The sequence below is a fragment of the Nitrosospira sp. TNL300 genome, assembly GCF_055385915.1.
In genome coordinates, this window is record NZ_AP041005.1 from 2269073 (window position 1) to 2282464 (window position 13392).

Consider the following 13392-nt stretch of genomic DNA (forward strand, 5'->3'; position numbering starts at 1 on the left):
ATGCTGCAGGATAAGTATTTTCATAATCAGGCTACGCGAAGAAATGGAGCGATAGCACTTGAAAAGCCACAAAAATTTCTGGGACTGAAGTGGAAGGTTCTGCTGCTGAGCAGCCTCATACTGATTGCCATCGTGGTTTCATTCACGGGAATTACCTATCTCAGCCTGATGGATGACTTCGAGAGCCAGAGAAACGCCCAGCACCAGCGCTATGCCAAGGAAGTTGAAGGACTGATTGACCAGGTTTCGATAAATTTGCATCAACTCGCCGGATTGATTCCTTTCCTGGAAGGAATGGATAAAAGCCTGCTCTCAGGTAACAAAAAATACGTCACTCAGGCATTTGATCCATATTGGGCGCCTTTGCAACTCCACAAAGGTATCGAGTTGCTGCGTTTTTACGATAGCTCAAATCAGCAACTGGCAGGTTGGGGAACTTCTCAGCCCCATACTCACGACGCGTTGATGTCCGCTTGGGTACACGAGGTGAATGCGCAGGAAAAGCCGATAAGCCACCTCAGCTGCCCCAGCAGCTGTATGCAATTTGCCGTGGCGCCCCTGCTCGTGGAAGGTAACAATGTGGGGGTGATCGTCATCGGGACCCCCCTGGTCGATGTGATCCTGGGTTTCAAGGATATCTCGGGCGCTGATATCGCCTTGCTGGTGAGCGAAAAAGGCGATTTGCCCGAAAGCAGCAAGGTAAAAATTGCAAACTGGAATGTCACGATTGCTGCACACAGCAGGGAAATGAACATTACTGTTCTGGATGATGTTGCAGCGAATTATCCGGACCTGGAGAGCCTCGAGGAGGGCATCCTGGTTTCGTGGGGCGATAGACACTTGCAGATAAAGCCGCTGTTTCTGGAGAGAATGGCCATGTCGGAAGACGATGCTCACTTCATGGTTGTAACTGACATCACCTCCACGATCCGTACCATTCACAGCTCAACACAGCAAAACATGATAATTGGCCTGGTCGGGCTCATACTCTCTGAAATACTGTTGTTCATCATTCTCACCAAGCCGCTGTCGCGGCTCAAGCACATCGTTTTTACTCTCCCTCTTCTGGCCCGCAGCAGTTTCAAGAGTTTTCGCCTGGAGCTTGGCTCTGTCGACCAGAAACGATGGATGAAAGATGAGATTGACCTGCTGGATGAAACAGCGGTGGCCCTGTCGCATCAACTGGAGAAACTCGAGGATCAGGTGGCGGACAGGACCCGTATACTGGCGAGCAAGATGGACGAGCTAAGCAAGGAAAGGGATTTCATCAACAATCTGCTGGACATTGCGCAAGTGATCGTAATCACGCAAAAAGCGGACGGTGAGATTCTTACACTCAATGCCTATGGTGAAACGCTTATTCAGTATACTGAAAAAGAGCTGCAGGGAACGCCCTTCCTCCATCTTCTGGTGCTCGACGGAAATCTGCACGATCTTCCCGCTCACCTGGAAGAGGTGCGGTGCCAACGAAGAGACCAGCTTCGGCATGAAGCGAATATCGTATGCAAGGATGCTTCCATTCGTAATATTCTGTGGCTGCATTCACGCCTGACCCGGCACACCGAGGATGACCCCGCAATGTTATCGGTGGGTCTCGACATGACGGAACACAAGCGCGCTGAAGGGCGTCTTGCCTGGCTGGCGGATCATGATCCGCTCACGGATCTTTTCAATCGCCGCCGCTTCCAGGAAGAGCTGGAACAGATGCTGAATCTTGCCGCGCGCTACGGGTATTCCGGAGCCTTACTCTTTTTCGACCTTGACCAGTTCAAGTACATCAACGATACCAGCGGGCATCAGGCGGGGGATGCCTTACTTAAAATGGTCGCGCGTTTGGTGCTTGGCAACATTCGCAGCGTCGACATACTCGGACGCCTGGGAGGCGATGAATTCGCAGTGATTTTGCCCCAAACCACGGCCGAAGGGGCGATAGAAGTGGCAAAAAATACGCTTGCGAGCCTGAATCAGGGAAAGATTACGATAAATGGCCGCACTCACAAAGCTTCAGCCAGCGTCGGTATCGCACTTTTTCCGGAGCATGGTAGCAATGTTCACGATCTCCTGGCCGCAGCCGATCTTGCCATGTATCAGGCAAAGGAGGCCGGACGAGGTGGATGGCATTTGTTTTCTGATGAGGAGAAAACACGTGAACGCATGCATACACTCGTCTATTGGAAGGAGAAGATTGAGTATGCTCTTTCACACGAACGCTTCCTATTCTATTTCCAGCCCATCATGCATATTCGGCGCAGGACTATCGATCATTACGAGGTGCTGCTGCGCATGATCGACAATGATGGAACCATTCTCGCGCCCCAGTTTTTTATCCCCGCCGCAGAACAGACCGGACTTATCCATGCCATCGACCATATGGTTTTACGTAAATCGATTGCACAATCGGCTGAAATACAGCGTGCCGGTCAGTGCATCCGTTTTTCCATAAACTTGTCGGCGCATGCATTTCACGATCCGGAACTGCTGCCGATACTGAAAGATGCATTTGCCGAGTATGGCGCGGATCCATCGAATTTCATGTTTGAAATAACCGAGACAGCGGCACTCGAGGATTTGCCCGCGGCACGGGAACTCATGGAGATGATCAAGAAGCTGGGCTGCAGTTTCACGCTGGATGATTTCGGAGTCGGTTTCTCCTCCTTCTATTACATCCGGCAACTGCCGATCGATGTTGTAAAGATCGATGGCTCATTCATACGAAATCTGGCGGACAGCCCCGATGACCAAATACTGGTGCAGGCTTTGTGCGATGTGGCAAGAGGATTCGGAAAGAAGACAACAGCGGAGTTCGTGGAAAATGCAGCGACTTTTTCAATCCTTGAGAAAATGCAGATCGACTATGCCCAGGGATTTTTGATTGGAACACCCTCTCCCGCTTATGACACATCGTTCAGTGATTTCGTGAAGATGTGACGGAAGCCATGCTCTGGCATGCCGGGAATGTGTTGAAGAAAGCAGCTCGTTGATCCCATCCACCGGCCCCCTGACCTATTGGAAGCATTGCATCTTTCACGCCTCGTCCGGCTCGGGGTCCTCCGCAAACTCCGCGTTTGTGTCGCTATCGGCTGAGTCTTCTTTCTGGCTTTGCTTGCGGCCAGCTTTGCCGGGAATTTTTGGAGTTGTGCACGCAACATCCGCGTTTTGTGCCCTATGGCGCAGCGCATGGTCCATCAATACCAGGGCGAGCATTGCTTCCGCGATGGGTGTGGCCCGGATACCGACACATGGATCATGCCTGCCGTGAGTTTCCACCATTACCGGATTGCCTGCCTTGTCTACTGAGCGGCGCGGCAGACGTATGCTTGAAGTGGGCTTGACGGCGATGTTCACGACGATATCCTGTCCCGTCGAAATACCGCCCAATATGCCTCCTGCATTGTTGCTGAGGAAGCCCTCGGGACTGATTTCGTCGGAGTGCTCGGTTCCCTTCTGACTCACAGCAGCAAATCCGGCTCCGATTTCGACCCCTTTAACCGCGTTGATGCTCATCATGGCATAGGCGATTTCGGCATCCAGCCGGTCATATACAGGCTCGCCCCAACCCACGGGCACACCTTCGGCAACGACACGAATCCTGGCGCCCACCGAGTCGCCTGATTTCCGCAGCTTATCCATGAATTCTTCCAGGCTTGGCACAATGTCCGGGTCAGCCGAAAAAAAAGGGTTCTCACCCACCGCTTCCCATTGTTTGAATGGAATCTCGACAGGTCCCAGTTGCGCCATATGGCCTCGTATTACCACTCCATATCTTGCACCCAGCCATTTTTTTGCTATGGCCGCGGCCGCCACCCGTACGGCAGTTTCGCGTGCGGATGAACGCCCTCCACCCCGGTAATCGCGTATGCCGTATTTTTGCCAATAAACATAGTCCGCGTGCCCAGGGCGGAAGGTGTCCATGATTTTGCTGTAGTCCTTGCTGCGCTGGTCTTCGTTGCGAATCAACAGCGCAATGGGAGTACCCGTAGTTTTCCCCTCGAACACACCTGAGAGAATTTCTACAGTGTCCGACTCGCGCCGCTGGGTCACGTAACGGGAGGTGCCGGGCTTGCGCCGGTCCAGATCCTGCTGGATATCCTCAGCGGACAGCTCCATTCCCGGGGGGCAACCATCCACTACGCACCCTATGGCAGGGCCATGGGATTCCCCGAAAGACGTCACGCAAAACAGTTTGCCAAAAGTATTGCCGGACATTTCACTTTTCTAGCCAAATCAAGGCCCGAAGTTTAACATATCCCCATAGCTTACCGTCCTCCGGTACGCCTTTCATTCCTGTTCCACCCGTAGCCGGAGGATGGACCGCGTATTATCGATCAGCAATCCAGAAAGAAGAATAAAGGGAAATCATGAAAGCCATCCTGATGGATGCTCCGGGCGCACCAGAGGTATTGACACCTGCCGATGTTCCCATGCCCGATCTTGCTGGCGCGTTCGATGTCCGGGTGAATTTGCACGCGGCAGGCGTAAACCCGATCGATACCAAGGTGCGCAAGGCCAATATGTATTACCCGGACAGGCTTCCGTCTATCCTCGGATGTGATGGGGCAGGTGTGGTTGAAGCCGTTGGCAGTTCAGTGACTCGTGTGCGCACAGGTGATGAAGTCTTCTTTTTCAATAACGGTCTGGGTGGCGCACCTGGAAACTACGCGGAATACGCGGTCGTACATGAAGATTATCTGGCATTGAAACCCAGGAATCTGTCAATGGTGGAAGCCGCCGCCGTTCCGTTGGCTCTGATTACCGCATGGGAAGCGCTGATAAAGCGTGGCAATCTCAAGGAGGGCCAGACCGCGCTGATTCATGCAGGGTCGGGCGGAGTGGGTCATATCGCCATCCAGCTTGCCCGATACCTGAAAGCACGGGTTGCCACGACAATTTCGAGCGAGAAAAAGGCTGTCTTCGCGCAATCGCTGGGCGCCGAACTTGCAATCGATTATCGTCGTCATGATTTCGTTGACACAGCGCTCGATTGGACGGAGAGGCTGGGCGTGAGCCTCGTCCTGGATACTGTCGGTGGAGAGACGTTCTGTAAATCCTTTTCTGCCATCCAGCTGTATGGCAGGATAGTGTCGCTGCTTTCAACGCCCTGTGATGCAAAGCAACTCAATACTGCCCGGCTGCGCAACCTGAGCATCGGCTATGTGCAAATGGCTGCTCCCCTTTACTTCGGTTTACATCCCGCGCGTGTCGTACAAACCGGCATACTGGAGCAAGGCTCGAGGTTGTTCGAACAAGGCATCCTCAAGGTTCATGTCAGTCGGACGCTCCCCTTGGTGGAAGCGGCCGAAGCGCATCGTTTGATCGAAGGGGGACATACCTTGGGCAAGATCGTGCTGAAGATTGCGTAATGGTTTCATTCTTCCAAGGCATTCCACCACTTGCCCGAGGTCGGGTTTTCAAGAAGAACCTGAGTTTCCAGGGTTCCTCCCGGTTTTCAGCTTTTTCCCCCGCCGGTTGAAATCCCCACTTTCGATCCCAGATCGATCGCAAGACGCTGGAGTGCTTCGCCTTCATCCAGACCATCGAGGAAGCGCTGGGGTATCCCAGACAAGCCGACCTGGGCTCCAACGAGTGCGCCGGTCAAAGCAGCCCGCGCCTGATTTTCGCCGCCGCCATTCACTGCGTGGAGCACAGCCGATTCGAAATCATTCGGAAAACGGGCAGTGAGATGATAGGCCGCAGGAAGCTGGTGATAAATAGCGCAGGTCATGCCATAAACAATGGAGACTTTCCATGCCGGCTCTATTTGGATATTCGGATCCAGCGCGGCTGCTGCCACATATGAGGGCGTGAGCAGGGCGTCCGGAGAGATGAAGTATCCGCTTTCGCACGGAATATCCTCTTGAGGAGGCTGCAAGTCGGTATGTGCCATCGTATGGAAAGGTAATTTTCCCGCCCTTGCCGAACGCATGAGCTTGCCGGAAAGGCTCCTGTTGAGCTGGTGTCCCTGCACCAGGAGACCCAATACCGATCCATACGCGACAGTCAGGGCAACCACGGTATCGTCGATCTGGGTAAGCCGGGTATTGCTGGAGATAAAGGCTGCCATCTCCTGCGGCTGGAAGGCGTAACGGACCGCCAAGGCCAGCGTGCGCCCTATCGCTTCAGTGGTATCGGCTTGGCCTCCCGTTTGCCCCCATGGCAGGTTCTGCTGGACACGCTTGCGCCAGGCGTCGCGAATCGACTGCTGGGTATATCCGCCCGGACCGTTCACGGGCATGCCGTTCAGAAATGGGAATATTTCCTCATCCATCCGCCCACAGAAATCCGCTTCATCATAGCCGCCACGTTCGATGAGCGAGCGCAGCATGAGCCGGAGAATGATACCGGTCTGGGAGAGCTGGCCTGCCTTGAGATCACTGTGGTAGCGGCCTGGCTTGGGATCGGTATAGGTCGTAATCCAGTCGCCGTAGTCGCGGCGGAGCACTGCCAGATCGTAGTACCAGTGGGGGCCGAGCCCCAGGGCATCTCCGATAAAAGCGCCCATGATGGCGCCGGCGACACGATTCTGTATGGCAGGGTCGGACATGTTCTGATCCTCCTCTTCGCAGGAAATGCTCGCGATATACAAGTTTCAGCTTCGAACCGTGAAGCGTAACAGCAGGCGAAAGAACTGTTTTGTTACACTGATTGCATGAGGGCCTGCAAAACCCGCTCAATCAGAAAGAGGCATGTATCCGGACATCCTCGATAAGCGGGAACAAGATATGGCCTGCATCCACCTATCCACCTGTTAAAGGTTAAAGGGAGCCTGAAAAAAAGTCCTGAGCATCTCCACACCCCACGCCACACCAAACCCGGTCACCGGGCTTCCAACCACGCCCAACCCTTCCTTGTGATTGCTCGCGGAAAGGTCCATGTGCAGCCAGGGAACGTCATCCACGAAGCGGTTGAGAAATCTGGCGGCGAGAATGTGATCCGCCTCGCTCTCCAGGGTGCATTGCCTGACATCGGCAATCTTGCTTTCCAGTTCGACATCATAATCGGCATCGAGGGGAAATCCCCAGACCCGTTCGCCTGTTACCCTCCCTGCGGTCAACGCCTTCTGCATCAACTCTTCGCGATTGCTGAAAATACCGCTGTAGCGCGATCCCAGCGCCACGTGCATGCTTCCTGTCAGTGTTGCGAAATCCATCATCATATCGGGCCTCTCTCTTGCCGCCATCGTCAGGGTGTCCGCGAGCACCATCCGCCCTTCGGCATCCGTATGAACGATCTCTACAGTAGTCCCATTGAGCGTCCTGATGACATCGTTCTGCTTGTAGGCATGCGGACTGATATGGTTCTGCGCGAGGGCAAGCCAGCAATCGATGTTTACAGGGAGGTTGGCGCGTGTTGCAGCCAACAGTATGCCCAGGGAAACGGCAGAGCCATTCATGTCCTCGTGCATACCATGCATGTAACGTGCCGGCTTCAGGTTATGTCCCCCGGTATCGAAGCAGATACCCTTGCCCACCAGGGCGACTGTTTTGTCCACTTTTCTCACCCGACGCCGCAAGTGCACAATGGCCGCGTCTTCGGGATCGCTCCCCTGGGCAACCGCGACAAAAGCGCCCGCGCCCATCTCGCGCAGCGCTTTGACATCGAAGTCCTGATAATCCCAGCCTTCCCTTGCCGCCAGCTCCTGGATGCGCTTGCGGTAGAGCCCTGGCGTCAACTCATTGGGCGGCAGCACCGTAAGCTCGCGTGTAAGCAGGTTTCCTTCCGCCGTGGCTTTCAGCAAGGCAAAGTTGTCCGCTTCCTCGTGCCCGTGCAGCACGATTCGTTCGAGCCCGCGGCTGCTCTCCTCCTTTTTGCCTGTTTTGCGCGAGGGCAGCAATGAACCGTTGATCCATGCCGCGTAAAGTGCCAGTTGCGCGGCCTTTCGCCTTTCACTGGAGTCGCCATAAACGGTAACGCTTATTTCGGAAGGGTTTTCTTCCAGCAACAACTGCAAGGCTTTACGCATTGATACTTGCTGCTCGAACACGGATTTGACCGGGTCGATCCTCACCCATGCGCATAACGCCCCACTCGCGAGATTGGCTGAAACCGGTGTCTCTTTGATTTCTTCCGCCTTCATTTTGCGCCGCGACAACAAGATGCTCAGCAAATCTTTTCCAAAAAAATCGAGCTCATCCGATGGCTCAGTCCGGGCTGGCAATACCACCAGAATATGAGTAGCCTTGCCTGCATCACTGACGGATACCAAGGGAGTATTCTTCTGTTCAAGCGCTGCAAGCATTGAAATCCCCTTATTCTGTTAGAATGAGACCTCATCCCATTATACGCGGGACGCTTCCTTTTACTATATTCCACTCGCTGACGTTACCGACTTCGATGCGCCAGTACCTTGATCTCATGCAGCACGTTCTGGAACAGGGGCAAAAAAAATCCGATCGCACGGGTACCGGCACGCTTTCTGTTTTCGGCTACCAGATGCGCTTCGACCTGTCTGAAGGTTTTCCCCTGTTGACGACAAAGAAACTGCATCTGAAATCCATCATTTACGAACTGCTCTGGTTTCTGAAAGGTGATACCAATATAAGGTATCTCAACGAAAATGGCGTTTCCATCTGGGATGAATGGGCGGATGAGAATGGCAATCTGGGGCCGATATATGGCCGCCAATGGCGCTCATGGCCGGACGGGAAGGGAGGCCATATCGATCAGATCAGGCAGGTGGTCGAGCAGATCAGGAAAACGCCCGATTCCCGCCGCATGCTCGTATCGTCCTGGAATGTGGGTGAACTGCAGGAAATGAAGCTGGCGCCGTGCCACGCGCTGTTTCAGTTCTATGTGGCGGATGACAAGCTTTCCTGCCAGCTTTACCAGCGCAGCGCTGATATCTTCCTGGGCGTTCCGTTCAACATTGCCTCATACGCTCTGCTTACGCTCATGCTGGCGCAGAGCTGCGATTTACGGGCAGGTGAATTCATCCATACCCTTGGCGATGCGCATCTTTACCTCAACCACCTGGAACAGGCACGCGAGCAATTAGGGCGGCCGCCGAAAAAACTGCCTATGATGAAATTGAACCCGGCAATCAAGGATGTTTTCGACTTCCGGTACGAGGATTTTACCCTGGAAGGGTACGATCCTCATCCGTCAATCAGGGCGCCCATTGCAGTATGACAACACCTCGACTCTCCGTTCTGGCGGCGATGGCGCAAAATCGCATAATCGGCAATAACAATGCGATCCCCTGGCGCTTGCCGCACGACCTCAAGCATTTCAAGGAGCTTACGATGGGACATCCCATCATCATGGGACGCAAGACGTATGAATCCATCGGCCGGCTTCTTCCCGGTCGCACCAGCATCATTATCACGAGACAACCGGATTATGAAGTTCCGGGCGCATTGGTTGCCAGATCCATAGGAGAGGCGCTGAGCATCTGCAGCCAGACCAAAAGCGGAGAAGGGAAGCACCTCGATCAAGTGAACGAATGTTTCGTCATCGGTGGTGCTGACATATTCCAGCAGATGCTGCCGCTATGTGATCGCTTATATATGACCGAGATCCACAGGGATTTCGAGGGTGACGCGTATTTTCCGGAATTTGACAGGAATGATTGGCGGGAGGTCTCGCGCGAAGAGCACGTGGATGACAATGGGTTAGAGTACCATTTTGCCACACTCGATCGCAAGGCAGGTCAACAGGAACAAGGCGCTCAGCGACTCTGAATCGCGAATTCTGAATCCCGGAATTCTGATTCCTGGCAGGCGTTCCCGCAAAAAAAGTGGCGGGCCACAGATAACTGTGACCCGCCTTTTTTATTATTATTGTCCGATTGCGCTGCCTGATCGTCCCGGAACCAGCCTGTCCAGAACCGGGCTGGCAGGCTGGAGTCCTGATTTTATTGAGTTACAGGACGACAACCTCTGGCAAAGGAAAGCCGTTGAAGTTGCTGGCGTAGGCTGTCGTATAAGCGCCGGCATTGGGGATATAGATGAAATCACCTTCCTCAATATCCTCCGGCAGCATTTCATCGCGCATGAGAATATCGACCGAATCGCATGTTGGCCCCGCTACAGACCAGGGGATGCTCGAGCCCGTGCGATCGGAAAGAATTTCATACCGCAAGCCCTCCGTGACCTCGATCACGCCGCCGAAAACCCCGGCATCCCAATACATCCAGCGTTTGCCGTTACGAGTCGCCGTCCCTACTACGCGGCAGACAAAATAGGCCGCATCCGAAACGAGGTAGCGTCCAGGTTCAGCCATGATGCGAATGTTCTCCGGCAGATTCGTAATCGCTTCGTTCACGACTTCACCGATAACTTCTATCGATGGAATGGGCTTGACATGCCGCACCGGGTAGCCACCGCCGATATTGAGCAAACGCGGTGACAATCCCGCCTGGCGCATGTCGGCGAATACCTTGATTGCGCGTTCGATGCCGACCCGCCAGTTCTGTGGATTGCGGCATTGCGAACCGACGTGAAAGGTCACTCCGGCCATATCAGCCTTGAGGTTGGCGGCTTCGTCAATGATTTCCTTGATCTCGGCTATATGTGTGCCGAACTTGCCGGCGAGCGGCCAATCGCTCCCGATGTTGGGCGTATCTATCCGCAAATACAGTTTCGCGTCCGGCTTCACGCTGACGATCTTGCGCAACTCCTCGACACTATCCAGCACATACCACTCCACACCTTTGGCTGCGGCATATTCCAGGTACGCACGCGACTTCATCGGATTACTGTAATAAATATCCGCAGGAGGCACATCCAGGCTGAGCAGGAGGTCAAGCTCTGAAATGGAGGCAATTTCAAATCCAACGCCTTCCTCGATCAGCGTTTTCAACACGCGCGGATCAGGATTGGCCTTGACCGCATAGTGCGGCTGCACACGCGGCATGGCGGCTTTGAATCTTCGGGCTTTGTTGCGGATGATATTACTGTCAACCAGCAAGAATGGCTTGCTGTAGCCCTTTTTGAGGGCTGCCTGGACATGTTCAAAATCCAGGCTGACTTCGGGGTGGGTGTCGAATATTTCTTCTGCTTCTACGGTTTGCCGTAGAGCGGTATTGCGCATTTGCATGATCGTCCTTCCTTTGGAGGCGCTACGTTACGGGAGTATGGATGTTTACCAGATCAGCCGTGATGAAGTGGTTTGCTTTGCTTGTCATGATGACCTCCTGTCCTTCAGTTTGATAACGTAAAAAAATGCGGATTATAGACTTGATTCCGCTGGAATCAAGTGTTTTTTTGAATGAGGAAAAGACCCATTGCTCAGCCCAAAGTTCCGCCCCCGGAACATGGCAATGCTCATCAATATTCAGGTGTTCAGTCCCGCTGCCCGAAGCTCGCGCAAGTAAGTGAGATGAGCAATTTTCGCAAAGAGAAGAACGTATGACGTTCAGATTTTTGGCAGCGTCACTCCATGCTGGCCCTGGTATTTCCCCCCCCTGTCCTTGTAAGAGGTCTCGCAGACCTCGTCGGATTCGAAAAAGATTACCTGGGCCACTCCCTCGTTCGCGTAAATCTTTGCGGGAAGAGGCGTGGTATTGGAAAACTCCAGCGTAACGAAACCTTCCCACTCCGGCTCGAAGGGAGTGACGTTGACAATGATGCCGCAACGGGCATAAGTGGATTTTCCGAGGCAAATGGTCAACACATTTCTCGGGATACGAAAGTATTCAACTGTGCGGGCAAGCGCAAAGGAATTAGGCGGAATAAGACAGACGTTGCTTTTCACGTCGACAAAGGAGTTGGAATCGAAATTTTTGGGATCCACAATGGCGGAGTTGATATTGGTGAACAGCTTGAATTCATCCGAGCAGCGAATGTCGTACCCGTAACTCGAAGTGCCGTATGAAACGATCTTGTGTCCGTCAGGAGCATGCTTGACCTGGTTCGGCTCGAACGGTTCGATCATGCCGTGCTCCATCGCCATGCGGCGAATCCATTTATCCGACTTGATTGTCATGTTGAAAGAAGGAATGCGAGGTAAATAGAATGTACAGGCGGGGAAACCGGAGAGCAGGCAGGCAAAGCAGTCCCGCTCCCCTTCCAGATGCCAATCCTTCCGTTTCGGGGATCAGGTATCCTCAACCACGATCCTGGCGAACAGTGCGGAATGGTCCAGTGACAGTTCGTCGATCTTCACGGCGAGGCGCCGCGCGATACTGCGATAAATTTCCGCTATTCGCCCGTCAGGCTCTGCAACGACTGTCGGACTGCCGGAATCGGTATGTTCGCGAATTTTTATATCGAGGGGCAGCGCTCCCAACAATTCCACATCGTAATCCCTGCACATTTTTTCCGCGCCGCCCGCGCCAAAAATATGCTCTTCATGCCCGCAGTTCGAGCAAATGTGCGTGCTCATATTTTCGATGATGCCAATTATGGGAATACCTACCTTCTGGAACATCTTCAAACCCTTGCGCGCATCGAGCAGCGCAATATCCTGAGGCGTCGTGACAATGACGGCTCCCGTCACCGGCACTTTTTGCGCAAGTGTCAACTGGATATCGCCCGTTCCCGGCGGCATGTCCACAATGAGATAATCCACCTCTTCCCACCGGGTATCGGTCAGCAACTGCTGCAGTGCCTGGGTAACCATGGGCCCGCGCCATACCATCGGCGTTTCCGCATCGATCAGAAGCCCGATGGACATGGCCTGAATGCCATGCGCTCTCATCGGTTCGATGGTCTTGCCATCGGGAGAATCGGGCCTGCCGGTAATGCCCAGCATTTGCGGTTGCGAGGGACCATAGATATCCGCATCCAGTATCCCGACAGAAGCGCCTTCGGCAGCCAGCGCCAGCGCAAGGTTGACTGCCGTGGCAGACTTGCCTACCCCACCCTTGCCGGAGGCCACAGCAATGATATTCTTGACCCCGGGGATGAGTTTTACACCGCGCTGCACCGCGTGGGAAACGATCCTGCTTGAGACATCGGCATTTACGTTGCCAACTCCGGGAATGGCTTTGAGCTTCTCGATCACCTGGGCGCGAATATTCGCCATCACGCTTTTTGCCGGATAACCGAGCACAATATCCAGCGATATATTATTGCCCTCGATGACGACATTGCGCGCCTCATTGGTGCTTACATAATCCTTGCCCGTGGTGAGATCGGTAATTTCCCCGAGTGCGGCCAATATCTGCTGTTCTGTGATAGCCATTTTTTGAACTCCTTTGATCTGGGGCCACTGATGACTCGAATATTAACAAATATCCAGGGTTCGCGAACTCTTGCCGATGAGGATGAAGTACTCGCTCCTCTCCAGGGTGGAAATTGCCGCTCCACTCTCGAACGCATTTGCCCCGTTCACTCAATTCATCTTATCAGCCGGGCGGTGCTCGGAACGATCTGTCAAGGCCGCTGGTGCAAGGTGAACAGAAATGAACAGGACACTGAGAAATCCTTTTCGTCAGCCCCAAAGACCGCAAGC

The 13392-nt window shown here is 53.8% G+C and carries 10 protein-coding genes; 4 read left to right on the forward strand and 6 right to left on the reverse strand.

Features of this window, described 5'->3' with window-relative positions; genetic code table 11:
- On the forward strand, positions 1-2928 hold the full coding sequence (locus ACZ5BW_RS10330) for a bifunctional diguanylate cyclase/phosphodiesterase (protein ID WP_464539594.1): 2928 nt from the start codon (positions 1-3) through the stop codon (positions 2926-2928).
- 96 nt (positions 2929-3024) lie between these two features.
- On the opposite strand, the gene aroC is transcribed toward ACZ5BW_RS10330, so the two are convergent.
- Complete coding sequence (gene aroC, locus ACZ5BW_RS10335; protein ID WP_464539596.1) at positions 3025-4206, reverse strand: chorismate synthase; 1182 nt, start codon at positions 4204-4206, stop codon at positions 3025-3027.
- Between the two features lie 152 nt (positions 4207-4358).
- Between aroC and ACZ5BW_RS10340 the strand changes: the two genes are divergently transcribed.
- Complete coding sequence (locus tag ACZ5BW_RS10340) at positions 4359-5360, forward strand: zinc-dependent alcohol dehydrogenase family protein (protein ID WP_464539598.1); 1002 nt, start codon at positions 4359-4361, stop codon at positions 5358-5360.
- Positions 5361-5446: 86 nt separating this feature from the next.
- Here the strand turns inward: ACZ5BW_RS10340 and ACZ5BW_RS10345 are convergent, their stop codons facing one another.
- Both ACZ5BW_RS10345 and ACZ5BW_RS10350 read right to left on the reverse strand, forming a co-directional pair.
- On the reverse strand, positions 5447-6541 hold the full coding sequence (locus tag ACZ5BW_RS10345) for an ADP-ribosylglycohydrolase family protein (protein WP_464539600.1): 1095 nt from the start codon (positions 6539-6541) through the stop codon (positions 5447-5449).
- Between the two features lie 204 nt (positions 6542-6745).
- Positions 6746-8236 carry a M17 family metallopeptidase gene (locus tag ACZ5BW_RS10350; protein ID WP_464539602.1) on the reverse strand — a complete coding sequence of 497 codons (1491 nt, stop codon included), beginning with the start codon at positions 8234-8236 and terminating at the stop codon, positions 6746-6748.
- Between the two features lie 95 nt (positions 8237-8331).
- Between ACZ5BW_RS10350 and ACZ5BW_RS10355 the strand changes: the two genes are divergently transcribed.
- Both ACZ5BW_RS10355 and ACZ5BW_RS10360 read left to right on the forward strand, forming a co-directional pair.
- Entirely contained in the window at positions 8332-9126 is a 795-nt protein-coding gene (locus tag ACZ5BW_RS10355) for a thymidylate synthase (protein ID WP_464539604.1), read from the forward strand.
- Positions 9123-9677, forward strand: a complete 555-nt coding sequence (locus tag ACZ5BW_RS10360) for a dihydrofolate reductase (protein ID WP_464539606.1) — start codon at positions 9123-9125, stop codon at positions 9675-9677. Before ACZ5BW_RS10355 ends, ACZ5BW_RS10360 begins: the two co-directional genes overlap by 4 nt.
- 181 nt (positions 9678-9858) lie before the next feature.
- Here the strand turns inward: ACZ5BW_RS10360 and ACZ5BW_RS10365 are convergent, their stop codons facing one another.
- The 3 genes from ACZ5BW_RS10365 to apbC form a co-directional block, all read right to left on the reverse strand.
- Positions 9859-11034, reverse strand: coding sequence for a type III PLP-dependent enzyme (locus tag ACZ5BW_RS10365; protein ID WP_464539608.1), 1176 nt, complete (start codon positions 11032-11034; stop codon positions 9859-9861).
- 318 nt (positions 11035-11352) lie between these two features.
- Positions 11353-11922 (reverse strand): dCTP deaminase, encoded by a 570-nt coding sequence (gene dcd, locus ACZ5BW_RS10370; protein ID WP_464539610.1) that lies wholly within the window; start codon positions 11920-11922, stop codon positions 11353-11355.
- A 111-nt stretch (positions 11923-12033) separates the two neighbouring features.
- Positions 12034-13122, reverse strand: coding sequence for an iron-sulfur cluster carrier protein ApbC (gene apbC / locus ACZ5BW_RS10375; RefSeq protein WP_464539612.1), 1089 nt, complete (start codon positions 13120-13122; stop codon positions 12034-12036).
- Between the last annotated feature and the right edge of the window lie 270 nt (positions 13123-13392).